The organism is Streptomyces sp. NPDC001157 (assembly GCF_053598255.1).
The window spans coordinates 37,273-58,239 of sequence record NZ_JBSFJW010000002.1 but is presented as its reverse complement, the minus strand read 5'-3'; the positions used below and the strand labels follow the sequence as shown (position 1 = coordinate 58,239).

Sequence of the window (20,967 nt, the reverse complement as noted above, 5' to 3'; positions counted from 1 at the left end):
GGTGGTCAGGCGCCGAACAGCTGGGTCCAGTACATGCCTGCCGGGCCGCCGCCCGCGAACCCGATCCCGATGTGTGTGAAGTCGGGCTTGAGGATGTTGGCGCGATGGCCGGGACTGTTCATCCAGCCGTCCACGACCTCGGCGGGGGAGCGCTGACCGCAGGCTATGTTCTCGCCGATCGAGCGCCGTTGTGCACCTGCAGCCACGGCCCGGTCCCAGGGTTGGCATCCGTCCGGTGATGTGTGCGAGTAGAAGGCGCGGGCCACCATGTCCGCGCTGTGCGCCTGCGCCGCCGTGGTGAGGACGGGGTCGGTGGCCAGAGGCGGCAGACCGGCGACGGCGCGCTCGCGGTTGGTGAGGCTGACGACCTCGGCCGCCGTCCGTGCCAGGTCGCCCGGGCCGAGCGGCCTGGCCCACAGCGCGGTCCAGTAGATGTCGCCCGACCGGCCGTTGCCGATGTACGCCAGGCCGGCATGCACAAAGGCCGGGTCGCACAGGGTGCGACCGGACTGCTCGTCGGTCAGGCAGTACTGGACGAACTCGGCCGGCGTATGCGGACCGGAGACCAGGTGCTCGCCGACGGTGAGATACGTGTACCCGGCGGCCGTGACGCGCTGGTGGACCGAGAGGCCGTCCCGGGCCTCGACACCGAGACGGCCTGCCGAGGCCATGGCGCAGGCATGGGCGCGCGCCGCCGAGGTGAGGCGGGCGTCGAGGGCAACGGGCGGTGAACCGGCCGCGGCACGGGCGGAGTTGACCAGGCCGAGAAAGCCGTTCGGATCGGGGGAGGGCGGTGCGGCGGGTGCGGCCGGGGCAGGGGAGTGGGAGCGGGGCCGGGGGACCGGCGGTGGCGCTCCTCGCGTCGCAGAGCCGGGCTGCGCCCCGGGTGTCGTCGCCGGTGCTGTCCCGGTCCCTTCGTCGAGGACATCCACGCCGAAGTCCCGCGCAAGTCCGGCAAGCCCGTCGGCGTAGCCCTGCCCCAGAGCCCGCAGCTTCCAGCCGCCGCCCCGGCGGTAGATCTCAGCGAGCAGCAGCACCGTCTCCTGGCCCGGGCGTGGCGGGGCGAAGCGGGCGAGCGGGCGGCCGCCCGCAGTCGAGACGTGGAGTGTGGGGGCGGGTAGGAGGCCCAGGGGAGTACCGGCCTCGGCAGGGCTGACGACCACCGTGACCCTGGTGGCTCCCGGGCGCAGCCCCGGCGGGTCGACCGTGAGGATGGCGCCGTCGAGTCGGGCGCCAGGGGTGGAGGGCTGGTTGTAGAACACGAAGTCGCCGTCGCCGCGGACCCTGCCTTCGTCGTCCGTGATCAGCGCGGACACATCGAAGGGGCCGGGCACTCGGACGGTCAAGGCACCGTCCGGAAGGGGCATGTTGCCCCCGGGCACCAACTCGCTCATCCCCGCCGCCCCGGTGTCGTCGCTCACTCCTCGATGGGCTCCACCGGACAACGTCCACCGGGGCGGCCGGGTTCCCGTCGGCTCAGTGCCGGGCGATGGCGGGAGCGATGTCCTCGTGGCGCTCGACGGGCGGAGCGGCGCGCCGTACCTTCGGCTGCTTGCCGCAGAACGCGGACTCCATGGTGCCCAGCATCGTGTTGAGCACGGCAACGTTGTTGGACGTGGTGGCCACGGCCGCGAAGCTGCGCAGGCCGTCCTTCGTGGCGAACGCGTACGTGTAGTAGCCCTGGACGACGCCCGTGTGCCCGTACACCGGGACCCCGCAGGACAGATCGCGGCGCCCCAGCCCCAGCCCGTACCCCTGTGTGCTGCTGACCGGCACCATGCGCTCCATCTGCCGCAGCTGCGCCGGCGAGGTCAACCGGCCGCCGAGCAGTGCGGAGAGGAAGGTGTTCAGATCCTGTGTGGTGGAGATGAGCGCGCCCGAGCTCTGCGCCCAGGACATCGTCTGCTCGGTGGCGTCCACCAGGGGGGCGCCCTTCTGGTCCGGAGTGAGATAGCCCCTGGCATGGCGGCCGGGGATCTGCGTGCCGGGGTGCACGTAGAAGGTGTCGCGCAGTTTCAGCGGCTTGATGATGCGGTTCTCGTACTCCGTCCCTACGGAGTGACCGGTCAGCTTCTCGATGAGCATGCCGGCGACGACGAAGTTGGTGTTGGAGTACGAGAACGAGCCCGGGGCGCTGGTGCGCGGGTGCCACAGCGAGCGCTTCACGAGCTCGCGGTAGGTGAAGACCTTGCTGCGGACCTCCTGGAAGCCGGGGACCGTCTTCGCGAACATGGTGTTGGTGTAGTCGTACAGACCGCTTCGGTGGCCCAGGATCTCACGCACTGTGATCGTGCGGTCCGGCAGCAGCCCCGGCAGATATCGGTCGACCGGGGCGTCGAGTCTCAGCTTGCCCTCGTCGGCCAGTTGCAACAGCACGACGGTCGTGAAGGTCTTGGTGACACTGCCGATGCGGAACCGGTCGGCGGTGCTGATCGCCCGTCTGCTCCCGCGGTCGGCGACGCCCATGGCGGCCCATTCGACCCGGCCGTGGTCGTCGAGCCGGGCGATCGCACCCGGTGCGCCCTGCTGCAGCGCGGTGACGAGGCGGCCTTGAAGGCCGGCCAGGTCGGGCCTGGGCAGCGGCAGGGTGGAGGTGGCGTGTGAGGGGACCGCGAGCAGGGAGAGCACGACCGTTCCCAGGACCGTGCCCTTGGATGCGAGATGAGTCACATTCACGTGAGGCAACTTTCTTCCGTGTCGTCACATCTCCACAGTCGACGCACAGTTGGTCACCCACTGATCACTGAGCGATGTGGATTTGCAAAGCATTGCCATATATCGCACGGAAAGCGATATTTTAGTCTTTGCATGGACATGACTCGTCCAAAAGGGTTTCTTGCCGGGGTCCGACCAGCCCCCATGGCGCTCAACGGCCTCATGCGTCAAGGCAGTTGGTGATCCCGGCCGCCTTGCAAGGAAGGAACCCTCATCAGTGCGTAGACCGCACATACCCAGCGTGGCGGTTGCCGTCGCCGTGACGACGGCCGCCACGGGCCTGGCCGGCACCGCCTTCGGCACCACCACGGGGACGAGTCACGCCGCTGCCACCGCCGGCACCTCGGCCGCGTCCGTGGTGTCCGCCGCCCGCGCCGCCGCCTTCGCCCACTCCTCGGCGACCGGCGTGTCCCAGGGCGACGAACTGCAGGCCGAGGACGTCATGATCGACCCCGAGGGCGCCCGGCATGCCCGGTTCACCCGGGCACACCAGGGCATGCAGGTTCTCGGCGGCGACCTCGCCGTCCACCTCACCAGGCAGTTGACGTACCCCCACGACGCGCGCAACGCGACGCTGAAGGCGGCCAAGGACCTGTACGGGGCGAACAGCGCCGAGTACAACACGGTGGACCAGACCTGGGCCGCCGTGAACGTCACCCCGGCCAACACCTCGGCCGCACGCCGCTGACAGCGGTACGACGACACCGGTCCGGGCACCCCTGTCAGGCGGGGTGCCCGGACCGGGCACTGTCCGGTCGGCACTGCACTGCGGCGGCCGAACTCAAGTGCGACAATGCAAGACCGGCTACCGTTTCCAGTCCCCGCAAACAGCTGTATCTCCCGCAGGTGAGCCCGAAGCCCGTCCGGCTGGAGGAGTGGATGTCCCCCGACACCCTCGGCGAGTGGCTCCGTCACTCCGAAGGACATCGCCCGGTGAAGGCCCGCTTCGCCCGAGCCGGCCGACTCGGCGCCCTCCTGCTGCTGGCCGGTGCCATCCAGGCCGCCCCGGTGCGCGCAACCGGCGACCAGGCCCCGCTCACCGTGGTGGGAGCGCCCGCGGACCGCCGTGAGGTCGTCACCTGGGGTGCGAGCGCCGAGCGCATGGACGACTCGGTCGCCGACCGTGGCTACCGGCTCGTCGTCCACACCAGCACGGGCGGAAGCGATCTGCGGATCCGGCTCTCCAACGCCTTCGGGGACCGGCCGGTGACCTTCGACAGCGTCTACGCCGGTCTGCGGCAGGAGGGCGCCCGACTGGTCCCCGGCAGCAACCACCGGCTGACCTTCGGCGGCGCCCGTTCCGTCACCGTGCCCGCGGGCACCGCCGCCCTCAGCGACCCCCTGCCCGGCCGACTCCCCGCCGCGACCGAGCTCGTGGTCAGCATCCACTCACCGGATGCGGCCGGACCCGCCACCGGTCACTGGATGGCCCTGCAGACGTCCTACACGAGCGAGGGCGACCACACCGCCGAGGAGAGCGCCGCCCACTGGACGCAGACGATCGGCTCCTGGTTCTACCTGGACGCCGTCTCCGTGCGCCCGCCCGCCGGTACCGCAGCGGTCGTGGCCCTCGGAGACTCCATCACCGACGGCCGGCAGTCCACCACCGACCTCGACCGCCGCTGGCCCGACTACCTCGCCCGCCGACTGTGGTCCGCCGGCATCCACGTCAAGGGCGTGGCGAACGAAGGGATCTCCGGCAACCAGGTCCTCGCGGACGGCGGCGGCCAGAGCGCCCTGAAGCGTCTGCAGCGCGACGTCCTCTCCCAGCCGGGCCTCCGCACGGTCTTCCTCTTCGAGGGCGTCAACGACATCAAGGCCCGTCCCGGAGCCACCGCCCAGGACCTGATCGCCGGCTACCGCATGATCGCCGAGCGGGTGCACGCGGCCGGGAAGTGCGTCGTCGGCGCGACCGTCGCCCCGTTCAAGGGCTGGCCGGAATGGGATCCGGCCGACGAGAAGGTACGGGGGGAAGTGAACCAATTCATCCGCGGCAGCGGCGAGTTCGACGCCGTCACCGACTTCGATCGTGTCCTTCGCAGCCCCTACGACCCCGAGCGCATCCGTCCCGACTTCGACGGCGGCGACCATCTGCACCCCAACGACAAGGGCATGCAGGCCCTGGCCGACGCCGTCGACCTGACGAGCCTCGACTGCGCCGCCCGGCACCCCGGCGGCTGAGATCAGCCCGAGGCCGTCGGCTCCGGTGCGATCAGTCCCTGCCGGTAGGCGATCGCCACCGCCTCCGTACGGCTCGAAGCACCCAGCTTGGCCAGGATGTTGGAGACGTGGACGCTGGCTGTCTTGCCGGTGATGAACAGCTCTTCGCCGATCTGCCGGTTGCTGCGGCCGCGGGCGAGCAGCCCCAGCACGTCCTGCTCCCGGGCGGTCAGCGGCGAGGGGCGCTCCCCCTGGGACGGGGCGGTGGCCAGACGGCCGCGGCGTATCAGACCGTCGATCCGCTCCAGCAGGGGCGCCGCGCCGAGCTGCTCGGCCACCGCTCGCGCCTCGCGGGCCTGCACGGCCGCCTCCTCGCGCCGCTCGGCCGCCAACAGGGCCTCGGCGAACCGCACTTGGCAGCGGACCCGCTCGTACACGTCCCCGAAGCCGAACGCGGTCACCGCCTTCTCCCAGGCCGCCGCGTCAGGCCCGGACACCGTCCGCAGCCACTCAGCCTCGGCGCGGGCCAGCCAGGCCATCCCTTCTGGCCCCTGCGGGGTGCCGTCCTCGCCGTGCAGGGCGGTCTGCCGGGCGAGCTCGACCAGTTCGTCCGCGGTGTCCTTCCAGCGGTGCCACTCGCCGCCGGACGAGCGCAGCTCCACGGCGGCGTCGGCGACCGCGGTCAGGGCGAGCGCCGCGAACCGCACCGTGGCGCTGGGGCGGCGGCCCGACTCGTCGGTCAGCGCGTCGACCGTCGCCCGGGTCCGCTCCACCGCCGCCTCCGGCTCGCCGCGCAGCACGGCCGCCTCGGTCAGCGCGATGCCCGCAACCAGCGTCGCCATCCAGTCGAAGGGCCCCTCCAGCAGCACCCGCGCCCGCTCGACGGCGCCCAGGTCGCCTCTGGCCAGCGCCACATACAGGGCGGGCCCCATCGCATAGCCGCCCGCCGAGGGCAGCACGGCCGCGTCGACCGCCGCGGCACGTAGGCACTCGTCCCAGCGGCCCAGCGTGTACAGCACCAGCAGATGCAGATAGCGCATCTCGAGCGGATACAGCGACGACAGCAGCCCGGCACGGCGGGCGCGGTCCAGGCCCTCGGTCACCCACGGCAGACAGCCCTCGAGGTCACCCGCCTCGAAGCAGCCGACGGCCAGGTTGAACAGGGCGCGCATCTCCACCGGCGCGTTCCCCGCCCGGCGGGCGAGCTCCCGGGCCTCCTTCAGCCGCTCACGGCCCTCGACGGTGCGCCGGCCGCCGCCCTGCAGGATCGCCAGCGAGATGAGCAGGTCGGCCTGCGCATCCGCGACCCCCAGCTGCTCGGCCACGCCCAGGGCCTGTTGGGCGACCCGCAGCGCCGTCTCGTCCTCCCCGATGTGGCGGGCTGCCATGACATGTGTGGCCGCCGCCCACACCCAGGTCCGGGTCGGCGGCTCGGCGGGGATCATGGCGAGCGCCTCGCTGCTGTAGGCGAATGCGGCAGTCAGACTGTCGACGCCCATCAGATTGCCGGCCAGTGTGTACCGGACCCGGGCGGCGAGTTCGGAGTTGGTGTCCTGGCCGATGCCGGCGAGCGCGGCCCGGGTGAGGGACACCGCCCGGTGCGACTCACCGGCGTGCGCGGCCGCCGCCGAGGCGCGCAGGGTGAGCGTCACCTGGTCGATGCCCTCGCCCTCGGGCCGGGCCGCCGGGTCCACCGACGCCCACAGGTCGAGGGCGCTCTCCAGGTGCCGCAGCTCCTCGGCGGGCGCGCCCACGCGGTCGGCGTGCCCGGCCGCTTCCAGGGAGGCGGCGAGCGCCTCGGCCAAATCATGGCTCTCGCGGTAGTGGTGGGCGCGCTCGGCGGCGCTCTCGGCGGGGTGCCCGCGTCCGGCGAGCAGCCGGGCGAACGCGCCGTGCAGCCGGGCCCGTTCGCCGGGCAGCAGATCGGCGTAGACCGCCTCCCGGGCCAGGGCGTGCCGGAAGGCGTAGGTGTCGCCGTCACCGGGGACCAGGAGCTGGCGGCCGATGGCCTCGCGCAGCGCCGCCTCCAGCTCGTCCTCGGGCAGCCCGACCGCCTCGCGCAGCAGGTCGTGCTCCACGCGCCGCCCGGCGACGGCGGCGGTGCGCAGCACCTGCTGGGCGGTGTCGGACAGCTGCTCGATGCGGATGAGGAGGACGTCGGCCAGGCCGCTGGGCACGCCGCCCGCCTCCGTGTCCGTGGCCGCGAGCAGTTCCTCCGCGTAGAAGGCGTTGCCCTCGGCGCGCTCGACGATCCCGCGGACCGTGGCCTCCGGCAGCGGGCGCTCCTGCAGCGCGCGCACCAGCCGGGTCACCTCGGCATCCGCCATGGGGCGCAGCTCCAGCCGCTCCACGGCGGGCAGCCGTACCAGCTCGGCCAGGAGCGGGCGCAGGGGGTGGCGGCGGTGCAGATCGTCCGCCCGGTAGGAGGCGAGCACCGCCAGCCGGTGCGTGGGCGCACCACCGGCCGGTCGCTGCAGGATGCCGCGGCTCAGCAGGAAGCGCAGCAGGTCCCGGGAGGACTGGTCGGCCCAGTGCAGGTCCTCCAGGACCAGCAGCAGCGGAGCGATCTCCGACAGGTCGGCCAGCAGCCCCGCCATGCCCTCGAACAGCCGCAGCCGCCCTCCGCCACTGTCTGAACGCGTGAAGGGATCATCCCGTGCCGCGTCCCCGCCCAGCAGTCGGTCCACCACCGGGTGCCGGGCCAGCGCGTCCGCGAACCGCTCGTCGGCCGCGAGCACGCCCAGCACCTCGGTGAACGGCAGATACGGCAGCCCGACGTCACCGAGGTCGACGCAGTGACCGGTGAGGACCGTCATCCCGGCCCGGGCGGCCCGCCCCGCGACCTCGTCCAGCAACCGGGTCTTGCCCACCCCGGCATCCCCGGCGATCAGCACGGCCCGGGCCTCCCCGCCCCGGGCACGCTCCAGCACCCCGGCCAGCCGGGCGATCTCCTCGTCCCGCCCGATGAGCGGTGTGGTGAACATGGTCTGCGGCACGGATCCATCCTGGCACGCGCCACTGACAGTGCTTCTGAGACAGGGGGCGCCGCCATGGCCCCATCAGGCGATCAGGACCGCAGCTGCCGAGCCCAATCCTCCGGCACCCGCCCGGCAGGGCCCGGCGCCGGCTGGTCCGCGGGGTGGCTCACCGGGGGAGCGAGGTCGGGCCCGGACTCGTACAGCTGGTTGGTGTCGAAGTCCCAGAACCAGCCCTCGCCCGGCTCGAAGCTGCGGATCACCGGGTGGCCGGTGTCCCGGTAGTGGGCGGTGGCGTGCTTGGCGGGCGAGTCGTCGCAACAGCCGATGTGCCCGCACTGTGCGCAGCGCCGCAGATGGAACCACCAGCCGCCGGCCGCGTCGCACTCGACGCACCCGTTGCCGCTCGGCGGGACGCCGGGGTCGATTCCGTCGGCACTGGTCATGCGGGCTCCTCCGGTGTGTCGACGTCCGTCGCGGTCAGGGGCAGCAGGACCTGGAAGCGGGTGTCCCCCGGTTCGGACTCCACCTGGAGGGTGCCGTGGTGCTTGTTGACGACGATCCGCCAGGAGATGTCCAGACCCAGCCCGGTGCCCTCGCCCACCGGCTTGGTGGTGAAGAACGGGTCGAAGATGCGGCCGCGGATCTCCTGCGGCACGCCGGGCCCGGTGTCGCGGAACTCCACCAGCAGCCGGTCGTGAGCGAGCGCCGTCCGCACCGTCAACGTGCCTTCCCCGCCGACGCTGTTGATGGCGTGGACCGCGTTGTCGATCAGGTTGGTCCACACCTGGTTGAGCTCCGCCGGGTAGGCCGGGATCTTCGGCAGGGTGCGGTCGTAGTCCTTGACGACCTCGATCCGCGAGCCGATCTTGCCCGACAGCATCAGCAGCGTGCTGTCGAGGAGTTCGTGGACATCGGCGTTCTGGTACGGGGCCCGGTCGAGCTGCGAGTACTGCTTGGCCGCGTCGACCAGGTGCGAGATACGTGTCGTGGAGTCCTCGATCTCGTCCATCAACAGCTCGGTCTCGACCGTGTAGTTGAGCCAGCCGATCGCCCCGGGCAGGATCTCCGGATCCACGTCCGCCGCGACCTGGTCCAGCCAGTCGATGTCCAGACCGGCCTGCACGAACGTGGGCGCGAGCCGCCAGCCGTCCGGGATGCCGTGGTCGTCGAACCAGTCGGTGAGGGCGTCCTCCCGGTCCGCGGCCTCCAGCGGGCTCAACGTCGGCGCCTTGGCGACGAGTTCGGCGGTGCGCTCCTGGACCTCGATGAGGTTCGCCAGCGCCTCGCGCGGATACGGACCCGCGGAGATGACACCCAGCTTGTGCCGCATCTTCGCGACCCGCTCGCGCAGCGTCGCGGTGGCCCGCACGGCCGCCGCCGCCGGATTGTTGAGCTCATGGGTCAGGCCGGCGGACAACGAGCCCAGTGCCAGCAGCCGTTCCCGCTGCCCGATGGCCCGCTGGGTGCTCTTCGAACCGAAGAACAGCCCCTCCAGCAGGTGCACGGCCATAGGGAACCACTCCTGCATGATGGCCGCGAACGTGTCGGCGGGCAGCACGAAGAACCGGGTCGGCTCCGTGACGCGCATCGAGTTGTTGTAGACCTGACGGACCCGGTCCCCGATGTACGCCTGCATGGCCCCCGAGTACACACCGGGCTGAGAGGTGCGGGTCACCTCGACGTCGTCACCGCCGACCCGCCGGGACAGCACGACGGTGCCCTCGATCATCACGAAGAAGCAGGTGGCGGGCTCGCCCTCGGTGTACACGGGACCCGCCTCGAACCGCTCCACCCGCCCCTCGCTGCACAGCCGCCCCAACTGCTGCGGGGTGAGCTTCTCGAACAAGAACAGCGAACCGATCTCCTGCGGGCTGCAGGGCATCACCTGCCCGCTCACGACTGCTCCAGATACCGGTGGACGAGCATCACGGCCATGGCTCCCTCTCCGACGGCGGACGCGACCCGTTTCGCGGACTCGGCGCGGGCGTCGCCCGCCACGAACACGCCGGGAATGTTGGTCTCCAGGTGGTACGGCGGCCGGTCCAGCTCCCAGTCCGCCGGCGGCCGCCCGTCCGGGGTCAGGTCGGGCCCGGCCAGGATGAACCCGTGCTCGTCGCGCAGCACTGTGCCGTCCAGCCAGTCGGTCAGCGGGGCCGCGCCGATGAACACGAACATCCACTGGGCGTCGACGAGTTCGGTTTCGCCGGTCTCCGTGTCGCGCAGGGTGAGCTGTTCCAGCCGGCCGGAGCCGTGCGCGGACTCGACGACCGTGCGGGCGCGCACCGAGATGTTGGGCGCCTCGTTGATCTGCTGGATCAGGTAGTACGACATCGACGCCGACAGGTCCGCCCCGCGCACCAGCAGCGTCACCGACTTGGCGCCCCGGGACAGGTACATCGCCGCCTGCCCGGCCGAGTTGGCGCCGCCGACGATGTACACGTCGTGGCCCTGGCAGGAGGCCGCCTCGGTCAGCGCCGAGCCGTAGAACACCCCGCAGCCGGTCAGGTCGGTGCAGCCCGGCGCGTCGAGCTGCCGGTAGGACACGCCGGTCGCCAGGATCACGCTGTGCGCGGCGACCGCCGAGCCGTCGGAGAACCGCACGGTCCGCGCGGCCCCGTTGACCTCGAGTCCCGTCACCTGGCGCGCGGTGAGGATCTCGGCGCCGAACTTCGCCGCCTGCCGCCGGGCCCGGTCGGTGAGCTGCGCCCCGGACACGCCGTCCGGGAAGCCCAGGTAGTTCTCGATCCGTGAGCTCTGACCCGCCTGCCCACCGGTCGCCGACCGCTCCACCAGCACGGTCCGCAGCCCCTCCGAAGCCCCGTACACCGCGGCCCCGAGCCCGGCGGGCCCGCCGCCGATGACGACGAGGTCGTAGAAGTCCGCCGCCGGCGTCGTCGCCAGCCCCACCCGGGCGGCCAGCTCGGGCGCCTCCGGCTCGACCAGGGGTGTCCCGTCGGGGGTGATCACGAGCGGCAGCCGCTGCCCGTCCTGCCCCGCCGCCGCCAGCAGCCGCTTCCCCTCGGGCTCGTCCGCCGAGTACCAGCGGTACGGCACCTGGTTGCGGGCCAGGAACTCCCGTACGTCCGAGGAACGCGCCGACCAGCGGTGCCCGACCACCTTGGTGCTGGGCACCGGCCGGAAGTCGCTGCAGCGCCACGCCTCCAGCAGGTCGTCCAGGACGGGGTAGAGCTTCTCCTCGGGCGGGTCCCAGGGCTTGAGGAGATAGTGGTCCAGGTCGACGACGTTGATCGCGTCGATGGCCGCGCTGGTGTCCGCGTACGCGGTCAGCAGCACCCGCCGGGCACCCGGATACACATCCAGGGCCTGCTCCAGGAACTCGATGCCGTTCATCTGCGGCATGCGGTAGTCGGCCAGGATCACGGCCACCAGGTCGCCGCGCAGCTTCAGCTCCCGCAGCGCATCCAGCGCGGACTCGCCGGACTCCGCACGCACGATCCGGTACGACTCGCCGTAGCGCCGCCGCAGGTCACGGGCGACGGCACGGGAGACTCCCGGATCGTCGTCCACGGTCATGATGACGGTCCGCGCTGCGTCGGACGCCTGTGCCATACGTCTCCCACCCCGAGTGGTCGGACCGGCGGCCGGCGAGCCCTGTCGCAAAGGCAGCCACCACGCCGGCTCCCGCCCATCGTATGTTCGATCGTCCTGCTTCGCTCCGGTATACGGCGGGCCTCCGCTCAGCGGCGCCTCGACGAGAGCACGCAGAACTCGTTCCCCTCGGGATCGGTCAGCACCACCCACGGCTGCTCACCCTGTCCGACGTCAGCGTGCCGCGCTCCCAGCGCCAGTAGCCGGGCCACCTCGGCGTCCTGGTCGTCGGGGCGGAAGTCCAGGTGGAGGCGGTTCTTGATGGTCTTGCCCTCCGGCACCGGGGCGAAGATCAGTCCCGGCAGGCGGTCCTTCTCGGGGCGGATCTCGTACTCGTCGGCTGCGTCGTTGACCACGACCCAGCCGAGCGCCTCGGCCCACCACTGCCCCAGCGCGACGGCGTCGGCCGCGTCGACGTTCACTTGCTCCCATTCCAAGGCCATGGCAGGAGCGTAGTGAAGACTGGGTCCGATCGACCTGACGACGAGACAGGAGGCAGTCGCATGACCCGCCCGATCACCGCAGGTGTCGACGGAACCGAGGAGAGCATCGCGGCACTGCACTGGGCAGCCCGGGAGGCGGTCCGCCGGGGGCTGGCGCTGCGCGTGCTGCAGGCCTGGCGCTTCCAGCCGTACGAGGCGATCGACGCGGCGGACCCGGACACACAGGCCGGATGGGTGCGGGACGCGCTGGCCGAGGCCGTGCGGGGTGTCACCGCGCGCCATCCGGACCTCGACGTCGCCACGGACGTGGTGGCGGGGGAGACGGTCGACACGCTGCTCGATGCGGCCGCGGAGTCCGAGATGCTGGTGCTCGGCTCACGCGGGCACGGTCCCGTCGTGGGCTTCCTGCTCGGCTCCGTCGGCCAGCAGGTGATCGCCGAAGCGACGCGGCCGGTGGTGCTCGTCCGCGCGGGCGACCAGCCGGCGGCCGAGGCCGCCGGTCGTGAGGTCGTCGTCGGCCAGCAGGGCCAGCCGGACGACAGCGCCGACACACTGCGGTTCGCCTTCGAGACGGCGGCCGCCCGCGGCGCCACCGTACGTGCGGTGCGGGCCTGGACGCTGCCGCCGGTGTTCGCGTACAGCCCGGGCTCGATGCACCTCCTCGACGAGGCCGGCGGCCTGGAACCGTTCGAGTCGAAGGCACTGGCCGCCGCACTGCAGCCCTGGCGGGAACGCTTCCCCGACGTGCGCGTGATCGAGCACCTGGAGATGGGCAGCGCGGGTCAGGTGCTCCTGTCGGTGGCCGCACGGGCCCAGCTGATGGTCGTCGGCCGGCGCGCGCACCGCACGGCGGTCGGCGCGCGCATCGGCTCGGTCGCGCACGGCGTCCTGCACCACGCGGACTGCCCGGTGGCGGTGGTCCCGCACGCCTGAGTCACTCCGGCGTGACCGGCTCCAGGGTCTCGCGCGCCTTGGGCAGCACGTTCTCGATGTAGTCCTCGACCGCCGTGTTCAGCCCGATGTCGTGCTGTGCACGCTCGGACAGGTACCAACGGTGCTCGAGCAGCTCGTGGTAGATCTCCGCCGGATCCATCGCGCCGCGCAGTTCGAGGGGCACGGCGCGGACGGTGGGCCGGAAGACGTCCCGTACCCAGCGGTGGGCCAGCACCTCGGGGCGGGCCGCGAGGGGGTCGCCGGGCGCGTAGTCGTCCTGGGTGGCCATCCAGCTCTCCAGGTCGTTCAGCAGCCGCCGCGCCTGGTTCTCCTCCGCGTCCAGGCCGGTCAGACGCAGCAGCTGGCGCTGGTGGTGGCCGGCGTCGACGACCTTGGGCACGAAGGTGACCGTGTCCCCGTTCGAGGAGTGCTGGATCTGCATCTCGGCCACGTCGAAACCGAGGTCGTTGAGGCGGCGGATGCGGCGCTCGATGTAGTGGTACTTGCCCGCCGGGTACACGGACGTGCGGGTGAGCTCCTGCCAGAGGTCCCCGTAGCGGGCACAGATCTCCATGCCGAACTCGACCGGGTCGACGGACGGGTGCAGCGCCCCCGAGGCCTCCAGGTCCAGCAGCTCGCCGCTGATGTTCACGCGGGCGAGGTCGAGGTCGTACTCGCGCTGCCCGTCGCTGAGCTGGGGGTGCAGATCGCCTGTCTCGGCGTCCACGAGGTAGGCGGCGTAGGCGCCCGCGTCGCGCCGGAAGAGGGTGTTGGACAGCGAGCAGTCGCCCCACGCGAATCCGGCGAGGTGCAGGCGCACGAGCAGCACGGCCAGCGCGTCCATGAGACGGTGCATGGTGGCCGGACGCATCGTCGTCTCGAACATCGAACGGTACGGCTGTGAGCCGCGCAGATGCCGGGTGATCAGCACCGGTTCCAGCGGCTCGCCCTCCTGGTCGGCGCGTCCGGTGACCACGGCCAGCGGATCCACCGCGGGGATGCCGAGCCGGTCCAGGTCGCGCAGCAGCTCGTACTCGCGCAGCGCGGGCCGTTCGGCGAGTTCCTTGACAGCGATCACCTCGTCGCCGGCGCGGGCGTAGCGCACGACGTGGCGGGATATGCCGCGCGGCAGCGGGACGAGGTATTCGTCGGGCCATTCCTCCAGGGGCAGGTGCCAGGGCAGGGCGAGCAGGAGCGCGGGGTGCTCCGGGTTCGTCGCGCTGATCTGCAGTGCCATGGCGTGTGTGTCCTTGCCTCGCGGGTGATCGTCACCTCACCTTAGAGGGCACGCTCCTTGGCCTGAAGTGCCGCTTCACGCAGTGGACCGCGGTGCACGGGGCCGTGCCCGGGCAGCAGCAGCTCGCCGTCCAGCGCGGCCAGGACGTCCAGTGAGGCCACGGCACGGGCCCGCTCGTGGTGGAACATGTCGGGCAGCAGCTGCGGCCCCTGGATCCGCGAGGTGGGGTGGGCGCTGGCCAGGGCGTCGCCCGAGATCAGCACCCCGGCCTCGGGCAGATGGAAGGCCGCGTGGCCATCGGTGTGGCCGGGCGTGTGCACCGGCACTGGGCGGCCCGGCAGGTCCAGCGGGCCCGCCGCCGGGAACGGCTCCGGGGCGGCGACCGGCACATGGGCCGTGCCGCCGGAGCGAAGGGCGTGCACCGACCAGGGCAGCACACCGGGCCGCCAGCTGTTCATCACGATCTGCCCGACGGTCACCTGCTGCAGGAACTCCCGGCGTGCGTGCGGCACTTCGGCCTCGTGGAGATACACGGGCGTGCCGTAGGTGCAGCGCAGATACTCGGCGGAGCCCAGATGGTCGTTGTGCGCGTGGGTGATCAGCACCGCGGCGACCGCCTCCGGTGCACCGCCCACCGCCGCCAGGGACGCGAGCAGTTGCTCCCGGTCTCCTAGGTAGCCGGTGTCCACCAGAGTCATCTCGTCGCCCTCGGTGAGGATCACCCAGTTGGTGTTGCTGCCGTGCACCAGGTGAATGCCGTCGGCGACTTGCCGCACGTCTGCCTGCATGATTTCCCCGCGTGGTGAGGTCCCTGCCCGAACAGCACCAGCAAAGCAGACCCGTCCCGCACCGGAAGCGGCAGGTCCGCGCCAATCTGCGGGTTCAGGGGGAGACCGTCGTGGCAGGGCGTCGGCGCACCAGAAGCAAGATTCGGCTGTGATTGCAGCGGGGTGCCGCGAAATTCGGGCCCACGCGGAGTCGGCGGCCTTCTGCTGCTGTCGGACTGCGCCGCCGGCCCATGGCTTCGGCAGCGGTTCGTGGGCCACTGGGCAATCCGGGCTGGGTCCGCTCCGCAGGTCCCGTTCGAACCTGCGTCGCGGCCCAGCCCGTACTCGATGCGTGCCGGGCTCGGTGTTGCGCGTCAGCGGTGACCGACGTACGCGACGAGCCCGCCGACGGTGAGGCCCACTGCGCATCCGCTGCGGAAGCGTTGGTGGCGCATGCCCGGGGTGTACTGCGCGGCGGTCATTCCGTACGGTGCGCGGACCCCCAGCTCCACGCCGCACAGGCACACGACATATCCGTGACGCAGGGCGGCGGTCTCCCACTCGGGCTCGTACGGGACCCAGGTCCGGGAGTAGATCTCACCGTCGGGCGTCCGCAGTTCCAGCCTGGAGTAGGCGTCTTCGAGGCTCTGCCACGGTCCTGGCCGGCCATCGGGTATCTCGTGCAGTTCCCATCCGGGGACCGAGCGCAGGTCGGCGTAGCCGGGCGGCCTGCGTTTCATGCCGAAGTAGACCTCGTCGGGGTCGCGTCGCGGTGGTTCAGGCATGCGCAGCTCGTCGAATATGGTGGGCCGCCTCTCGTCGAGGCTGTCGCCGTCATCGTCGGATCGCGGCGGATCGGGCAGGCGCTCGTCGGAGAATTCAGGCGGTAGGCGCTGCATGCCGAACAGGATGGCGCCTTCGATCTGCGGTTCCTTGGGTACTTCGTCGAGCGAGGCGGCGTACGGCACCATGTACTGGATGCCATAGCGGCCCACGTGCGCGGCACGCCTGAACTCGAAGAGGGCAGCGGGCATGTGACGTGCGTGACCGAGGGTGACGGTGCCTTCCGCGGTCTCCAACCCCATCAGGATGCCCCCGAGCAGCAGCCCCGGGTCGTCGCAGAACAGGATCTCCCCGAGGTCGTCGACCTCTTCGTACTGACGCCTGCTCATCTCCTGCAGCCCTCCGGTTGGTTACCGTTCCGCGTCCGCGAAGCAGACGGCTGGATGTTGAATCATCCTATTGAAGGATCGTTGAACAATCCATACATTGGAACGCGTGCACCGCCAAGCCGGCGGTTTCACCGAGAGCAGGGGGTGAGGGTGGGCAGGCGTGGGTCGGCGGGTGCTGGTGGGTGCCGCAAGCACCGGCGCGGCGTTGGCGCTGTGGGCGGTCGTCCGTCTGATCGTGCACATGGCCTGCGTCGCGCACGCCCCGTGGATCGCAGGTCCTGACGAGTGCGGCGGAACCCGGGAACCGCCTGGGTCGAGGGGCGGGCGATCTTCACCACCGAAATGGTGGATGTGCTGGCCCGAATGCGAAGACTCCACATGCCTTTCCGCCGGGATTTGTGGTTCGGGCCCGGCGGAAAGGAATGCGTTTGGGAATTGCTCCGGCATTCGTCTCTGTGCGCGGACGGAGTGCACCGTCCCGTCGCGCGTATCGCGTATTGCGACTAGATGCTTGATCCGCCGCCGGAGGTGTTGTTCCACCACGCGCTGTAGGCGTTCAGCGAGTACCGCTTCTGTACGCCGTTGGTCGAGGTGATCTCAAGGCCGTACTGCATGGTGTCGAAGGTGGTGTTGCGCAGGAGGTTCTGCGACGCGGCCCATCGCCAGACCGCCGAGGCGTCGATGGTACCGGTGTTGCTCTGCTGGGCCGGGATCAGCTGCAGGACGTTCCAGCCGGGATCGGCCTGCCACACCGACGCGTACCGGACGCCGCCGATGGTCACGTCGGACGCGACCTGCCTTCCCCAGCCGCCTGCCTGCCCTGAGGCCCAGCTGGTGAAGACCATGATCTCGTCCTGGTTGCCGGACGACCAGATGTCGCTCGTCCAGTTCCAGTGGTCACTGCCGGTGACGGGAGCCGACGACGTGTTGTACCAGAAGCCGGCCGAGTTCAACTGCGACAGCGGCGTCTGGGGCCGGACCCCGATATTCGGGTAGGACTTGATCCCGCCGCCGGAGTGGTTGGCATCGACGTACCAGGACTTGATGCTGTCGACGGTCAGGCACTGCGGGCCGTTGTTCTCGCCCCAGACGTCGTTGTAGATCGTCCAGGTGCCCTGGGTGTACTGACCCCACCGGTCGCAGGTGGAGTAGACCGCGGCCTGCGCGGGAGACGCGATGCTCAGGAACCCGGCTATCACGGCGGCCATCAGGGCCAGCCGACCGAACCCGACCGACTTGCTGCTGACGGATTTAAGCGTTTGCCATCTCATGTGTCCCTCCAAGGACGGCGATGGGTTGTTCCGACCCCCCGGTCTGGTGGCGGACTCTGGCGCCGCGAGGTGTCGCTCGCCGGCGAGTCCGGGCTGGGGACGGCGCGACTCAGCCCGTCCGAGGTGCTTGCGCAGTTGGCCGACTGATCGGCTCGATGGCCGGCCCTGGGCGAATCCCAGACGCAGGAGAGAAGTGTCGAAGCGCTTGCGTCAGTGGACGATAATGATGGGATGTCTGAACGGCAAGGCTCTGCGCAGGAAAGCACATTTCTTTCACTGTCGGACATCGCTGGCGCATCGCTGTTGAATCACTTCGTCGTCGAAGCGCTTCGAATATCAGACCGCGCCCTCCACCTGGCCTTCACGGAACCGCTACTGGCCCGGGTGGATGGGGCGGAAGGTGCCGGGGCGGGCGCCATGTGCTTCACGGTGCCGCGCGCGGCGGAAGGGCTGCCTCCGGCACCGTCCGCCGGAGGCAGCCCCCTGCGTGCAGCCGAAGCGGCCGCCTCTCCGCCTCACTGCACGCCGTGCGGGCGGAACTGGATGCTGATGCGCGGTCCCGCGGCGCGTGTGGTCTTGGGGATGGAGTGCTCCCAGGTTCGCTGGCAGGAGCCGCCCATCACGATGAGATCGCCGTGCCCCAGGGGGCGCCGCACGCTCTCGCCGCCCCGCACCGGACGCAGCAGCAGATCGCGGGGCGAGCCCACGGAGAGGATGGCGACCATGGTGTCCTCGCGTGCGCCCCGCCCGATCCGGTCGCCGTGCCAGGCGACACTGTCCCGCCCGTCGCGGTAGTAGCAGAGCCCGGCCGTGGTGAACGGCTCGCCCAACTCGTCGGCGTAGTGCGCGGACAGGGCCGTGCGCGCCTCGTCCAGCACCGGGTGCGGTAGGGCTTCGTCCGCACCGTAGAAGGCGAGCAGCCGGGGTACGTCCACGACCTGGTCGTACATCTTGCGCCGCTCCGCACGCCAGGGCACCTCGGTGGCCAGCTGTTCGAACAGGACGTCCGAGCCGCCGAGCCATCCGGGCAGGACGTCGATCCAGGCGCCGAGGCCGAGGTGCGTCCGGCGGGCTCCGTCGAGGGAGCCGAGACGCAACTCGTCGGTCTGGTCGAAGAGCGAGCCCTGGAGGTGCGTGGTCACAGACCCAGCGTACTCCTCTATTCGAAAATCTGTTCCTATCATGTCCGGGTGGAATGGTGCCGGAGCCGGTCCCCGGCCTTTCGATACATCGGTGTATCGGATACATTCCCGTATCGAACGGAGGTCGGGAGATGACGACGGAAGAAACGGCCCCGCGCGTGACCAGGCGCCGGGTCCGCACCCGCGCCAACCTCCTCGACGCCGCCTTCTCCGTGTTCGCCGCCAAGGGCTTCGGGCGGGTCTCCATCGAGGAGGTCTGCGAGGCCGCCGGCTACAGCAGGGGAGCCTTCTACTCCAACTTCGACAGCCTGGACGAGCTTTTCTTCGCGCTCTACCAGCAGCGCGCCGACCTCATCGCGGACCAGGTCTCCGGCGCCCTCGCTCAGGACGGACCGGACCTGGACGTGCCCGCCGCCGTCGACCGCGTCACCGAAGTTCTGCTCCTCGACCTGGACTGGCTCCTGGTGAAGACGGACTTCCTGGTGCACGCCGCCCGCGACCCGCACGTCGCCGAGACCCTGCTGGAACACCGTGCACGGCTGCGCCGGGCGGTCGCCGACCGGCTCGCCCGGGCGCGGGGCTTCGCCGAACCGCCCGCCGTGCTCGGCGACATCGACGGCGCGGCGCACGCCGTGGTCGCCGCGTACGACGGCGTCACCACCCAACTGCTGCTGGACAAGGACGTCGACAGCGCCCGCGGCTGGCTCAAGCAACTGCTCACCGCGCTGCTCACCGACGGCAGCGGCACCGCCCGATAGATCTCCGAACGAGCTCCTTCAACCAGACCACCCAACGAGCAAAGGAACCCTCGCCATGGATGCGGACGTCATCGTCGTCGGAGCGGGCCTCGCGGGCCTGGTCGCCGCGCACGAGCTCACCAGCCGGGGCCGCAGGGTCGCGCTGGTCGACCAGGAGAACGCCGCCAACCTCGGCGGCCAGGCGTTCTGGTCCTTCGGCGGGCTGTTCCTCGTCGACTCCCCGGAGCAGCGCCGCCTGGGCATCAAGGACTCCTTCGACCTGGCCTGGAACGACTGGCAGGGCAGCGCCCGGTTCGACCGGGTCGACGACGAGGACTCCTGGGCGGTGCGCTGGGCGCGCGCCTACGTCGAGTGGGCGGCGGGCGAGAAGCGGTCCTGGCTGGACGGGCACGGCATCAAGTTGCTGCCGACGGTCGGCTGGGCCGAACGGGGCGACCTGAGGGCGGACGGACACGGCAACTCCGTGCCCCGCTTCCATGTCAGCTGGGGCACCGGCACCGGTGTGGTGGAGCCGTTCGTCGACCACGCCAAGCAGGCCGCGCGCGACGGACTGCTCACCTTCTACCACCGCCACCAGGTCGACGAGCTGGTGATCGAGGAAGGCGCCGCCCGCGGAGTGCGCGGCACGGTGCTCGCCGAGGACCGCTCGCCCCGGGGTGTGTCCTCCAACCGCGACCGCATCGGCGAGTTCGAACTCACCGCCCAGGCCGTCGTCGTCACCACCGGCGGCATCGGTGCCAACCACGACATCGTCCGCCGCTACTGGCCCGAGCGCCTCGGCACCCCGCCCACCGAGATGGTCACCGGCGTACCCGCCTACGTCGACGGCCGCATGCTCGACATCAGCGCCGAGGCGGGCGTCCGCCTGGTCAACCGCGACCGCATGTGGCACTACACCGAGGGCCTGCAGAACTGGGACCCGAGCTGGCCCGGTCACGGCATCCGTATCCTGCCCGGCCCGTCCTCCCTCTGGTTCGACGCCCTCGGCCGCCGGCTGCCCGACCCCTGCCTGCCGGGCTACGACACCCTCGGCACCCTCAAGTACCTGCGCACCACCGCGGACATCGCGGACTACGACCACTCCTGGTTCATCCTCACTCAGAAGATCATCGAGAAGGAGTTCGCGCTGTCGGGCTCCGAGCAGAACCCCGACATCACCGCCAAGGACAAGGGTGCGGTCCTGAAGAACCGCCTGGGCAAGGGCGCCCCGGCCCCGGTCGAGGCGTTCCTGCGCAACGGCGCAGACTTCGTGACCGCACCCACCCTGGAGCAACTCGTCACCAAGATGAACGAGTTGACGGACAAGCCGCTGCTAGACGCGGACGTCCTGCGCCGCCAGATCGAGGCCCGAGACCTGCAGATCACCAACCCCTACAGCAAGGACTCCCAGATCCAGGGCATCCGCAACGCCCGCCGCTACATCGGCGACCGCCTCGGCCGCGTCGCCACCCCGCACCGCATCCTCGACCCGGCGGCCGGCCCGCTCGTCGGCGTCAAACTGCACGTCCTCACCCGCAAGACCCTCGGCGGCATCCAGACCGACCTCGACTCCCGCGCCCTGGGCGCCGACGGCAACCCGATCGACGGTCTCTACGCGGCCGGCGAAGTGGCGGGCTTCGGCGGCGGAGGCGTGCACGGCTACAACGCCCTGGAGGGCACCTTCCTCGGCGGCTGCCTCTTCTCCGGCCGAGCGGCGGGACAGGCGGCGGCGAAGCAGACCGCCTGAGCGACTCACGGACGGACGGCAGGGGCGGTCGGACTGCACACCGGCTGCCCCTGCGG

At 71.0% G+C, this 20,967-nt stretch carries 17 protein-coding genes; 5 read left to right on the top strand and 12 right to left on the bottom strand.

Annotation, left to right across the window (positions count from 1 at the left end; all coding sequences use genetic code 11):
- Window positions 1–5: 5 nt before the first annotated feature.
- Complete coding sequence (locus ACWDAG_RS03955) at window positions 6–1,394, bottom strand: CAP domain-containing protein (RefSeq protein WP_450694382.1); 1,389 nt, start codon at window positions 1,392–1,394, stop codon at window positions 6–8.
- 82 nt (window positions 1,395–1,476) lie between these two features.
- Window positions 1,477–2,685: a serine hydrolase domain-containing protein gene (locus ACWDAG_RS03950; RefSeq protein WP_450693998.1), complete on the bottom strand. Its 1,209-nt coding sequence runs from the start codon at window positions 2,683–2,685 to the stop codon at window positions 1,477–1,479.
- A 247-nt stretch (window positions 2,686–2,932) separates the two neighbouring features.
- On the opposite strand from ACWDAG_RS03950, the gene ACWDAG_RS03945 reads away from it, so the two are divergent.
- Together ACWDAG_RS03945 and ACWDAG_RS03940 are read left to right on the top strand one after the other, a co-directional pair.
- Window positions 2,933–3,403 (top strand): M4 family metallopeptidase, encoded by a 471-nt coding sequence (locus ACWDAG_RS03945; protein WP_450693997.1) that lies wholly within the window; start codon window positions 2,933–2,935, stop codon window positions 3,401–3,403.
- A 245-nt stretch (window positions 3,404–3,648) separates the two neighbouring features.
- Window positions 3,649–4,896 (top strand): SGNH/GDSL hydrolase family protein, encoded by a 1,248-nt coding sequence (locus ACWDAG_RS03940; RefSeq protein ID WP_450694381.1) that lies wholly within the window; start codon window positions 3,649–3,651, stop codon window positions 4,894–4,896.
- A 2-nt stretch (window positions 4,897–4,898) separates the two neighbouring features.
- Here ACWDAG_RS03940 and ACWDAG_RS03935 read toward each other — a convergent pair whose 3' ends face one another.
- The 5 genes from ACWDAG_RS03935 to ACWDAG_RS03915 all read right to left on the bottom strand — a co-directional run bounded on the left by ACWDAG_RS03935 (window position 4,899) and on the right by ACWDAG_RS03915 (window position 11,905).
- Entirely contained in the window at window positions 4,899–7,859 is a 2,961-nt protein-coding gene (locus ACWDAG_RS03935; protein WP_450694380.1) for a helix-turn-helix transcriptional regulator, read from the bottom strand.
- 83 nt (window positions 7,860–7,942) lie between these two features.
- Window positions 7,943–8,296 (bottom strand): UBP-type zinc finger domain-containing protein, encoded by a 354-nt coding sequence (locus ACWDAG_RS03930; protein WP_450693996.1) that lies wholly within the window; start codon window positions 8,294–8,296, stop codon window positions 7,943–7,945.
- Entirely contained in the window at window positions 8,293–9,750 is a 1,458-nt protein-coding gene (locus ACWDAG_RS03925; RefSeq protein ID WP_450693995.1) for an ATP-binding protein, read from the bottom strand. The genes ACWDAG_RS03930 and ACWDAG_RS03925 overlap by 4 nt, the downstream gene beginning before the upstream one ends.
- Window positions 9,747–11,423, bottom strand: coding sequence for an FAD-dependent oxidoreductase (locus ACWDAG_RS03920; RefSeq protein WP_450693994.1), 1,677 nt, complete (start codon window positions 11,421–11,423; stop codon window positions 9,747–9,749). Before ACWDAG_RS03920 ends, ACWDAG_RS03925 begins: the two co-directional genes overlap by 4 nt.
- 128 nt (window positions 11,424–11,551) lie before the next feature.
- Window positions 11,552–11,905, bottom strand: a complete 354-nt coding sequence (locus tag ACWDAG_RS03915) for a VOC family protein (protein WP_450693993.1) — start codon at window positions 11,903–11,905, stop codon at window positions 11,552–11,554.
- 60 nt (window positions 11,906–11,965) lie between these two features.
- Between ACWDAG_RS03915 and ACWDAG_RS03910 the strand changes: the two genes are divergently transcribed.
- A complete protein-coding gene (locus ACWDAG_RS03910) occupies window positions 11,966–12,838 on the top strand; it encodes a universal stress protein (protein WP_450693992.1) in 873 nt (290 codons plus the stop codon).
- Window position 12,839: 1 nt separating this feature from the next.
- Here ACWDAG_RS03910 and ACWDAG_RS03905 read toward each other — a convergent pair whose 3' ends face one another.
- The 5 genes from ACWDAG_RS03905 to ACWDAG_RS03885 form a co-directional block, all read right to left on the bottom strand.
- Complete coding sequence (locus ACWDAG_RS03905; RefSeq protein WP_450693991.1) at window positions 12,840–14,075, bottom strand: DUF4032 domain-containing protein; 1,236 nt, start codon at window positions 14,073–14,075, stop codon at window positions 12,840–12,842.
- A 41-nt stretch (window positions 14,076–14,116) separates the two neighbouring features.
- Window positions 14,117–14,863, bottom strand: a complete 747-nt coding sequence (locus tag ACWDAG_RS03900; protein ID WP_450693990.1) for an MBL fold metallo-hydrolase — start codon at window positions 14,861–14,863, stop codon at window positions 14,117–14,119.
- A 353-nt stretch (window positions 14,864–15,216) separates the two neighbouring features.
- The gene (locus tag ACWDAG_RS03895; protein WP_450693989.1) at window positions 15,217–16,014 is read right to left on the bottom strand and encodes a hypothetical protein; all 798 of its coding nucleotides are present in this window, start codon (window positions 16,012–16,014) and stop codon (window positions 15,217–15,219) included.
- Between the two features lie 503 nt (window positions 16,015–16,517).
- Window positions 16,518–17,285 (bottom strand): hypothetical protein, encoded by a 768-nt coding sequence (locus ACWDAG_RS03890; RefSeq protein WP_450693988.1) that lies wholly within the window; start codon window positions 17,283–17,285, stop codon window positions 16,518–16,520.
- A 515-nt stretch (window positions 17,286–17,800) separates the two neighbouring features.
- Complete coding sequence (locus ACWDAG_RS03885) at window positions 17,801–18,427, bottom strand: alpha-ketoglutarate-dependent dioxygenase AlkB (protein ID WP_450693987.1); 627 nt, start codon at window positions 18,425–18,427, stop codon at window positions 17,801–17,803.
- A 131-nt stretch (window positions 18,428–18,558) separates the two neighbouring features.
- Between ACWDAG_RS03885 and ACWDAG_RS03880 the strand changes: the two genes are divergently transcribed.
- Entirely contained in the window at window positions 18,559–19,185 is a 627-nt protein-coding gene (locus tag ACWDAG_RS03880) for a TetR/AcrR family transcriptional regulator (RefSeq protein WP_450693986.1), read from the top strand.
- Between the two features lie 55 nt (window positions 19,186–19,240).
- Window positions 19,241–20,911 carry an FAD-binding dehydrogenase gene (locus tag ACWDAG_RS03875; RefSeq protein ID WP_450693985.1) on the top strand — a complete coding sequence of 557 codons (1,671 nt, stop codon included), beginning with the start codon at window positions 19,241–19,243 and terminating at the stop codon, window positions 20,909–20,911.
- Window positions 20,912–20,967 lie beyond the last annotated feature (56 nt).

What these genes read in the sequence shown, in the direction of transcription:
- ACWDAG_RS03905 (WP_450693991.1), bottom strand. Translation starts at nt 14,075, where the DNA reads ATGGCACTGCAGATCAGCGCGACGAACCCGGAGCACCCCGCGCTCCTG.
- ACWDAG_RS03875 (WP_450693985.1), top strand. Translation starts at nt 19,241, where the DNA reads ATGGATGCGGACGTCATCGTCGTCGGAGCGGGCCTCGCGGGCCTGGTC.
- ACWDAG_RS03880 (WP_450693986.1), top strand. Translation starts at nt 18,559, where the DNA reads ATGACGACGGAAGAAACGGCCCCGCGCGTGACCAGGCGCCGGGTCCGC.
- ACWDAG_RS03920 (WP_450693994.1), bottom strand. Translation starts at nt 11,423, where the DNA reads ATGGCACAGGCGTCCGACGCAGCGCGGACCGTCATCATGACCGTGGAC.
- ACWDAG_RS03910 (WP_450693992.1), top strand. Translation starts at nt 11,966, where the DNA reads ATGACCCGCCCGATCACCGCAGGTGTCGACGGAACCGAGGAGAGCATC.
- ACWDAG_RS03900 (WP_450693990.1), bottom strand. Translation starts at nt 14,863, where the DNA reads ATGCAGGCAGACGTGCGGCAAGTCGCCGACGGCATTCACCTGGTGCAC.
- ACWDAG_RS03935 (WP_450694380.1), bottom strand. Translation starts at nt 7,859, where the DNA reads ATGTTCACCACACCGCTCATCGGGCGGGACGAGGAGATCGCCCGGCTG.
- ACWDAG_RS03895 (WP_450693989.1), bottom strand. Translation starts at nt 16,014, where the DNA reads ATGAGCAGGCGTCAGTACGAAGAGGTCGACGACCTCGGGGAGATCCTG.
- ACWDAG_RS03955 (WP_450694382.1), bottom strand. Translation starts at nt 1,394, where the DNA reads ATGAGCGAGTTGGTGCCCGGGGGCAACATGCCCCTTCCGGACGGTGCC.
- ACWDAG_RS03890 (WP_450693988.1), bottom strand. Translation starts at nt 17,285, where the DNA reads ATGAGATGGCAAACGCTTAAATCCGTCAGCAGCAAGTCGGTCGGGTTC.
- ACWDAG_RS03915 (WP_450693993.1), bottom strand. Translation starts at nt 11,905, where the DNA reads ATGGCCTTGGAATGGGAGCAAGTGAACGTCGACGCGGCCGACGCCGTC.
- ACWDAG_RS03930 (WP_450693996.1), bottom strand. Translation starts at nt 8,296, where the DNA reads ATGACCAGTGCCGACGGAATCGACCCCGGCGTCCCGCCGAGCGGCAAC.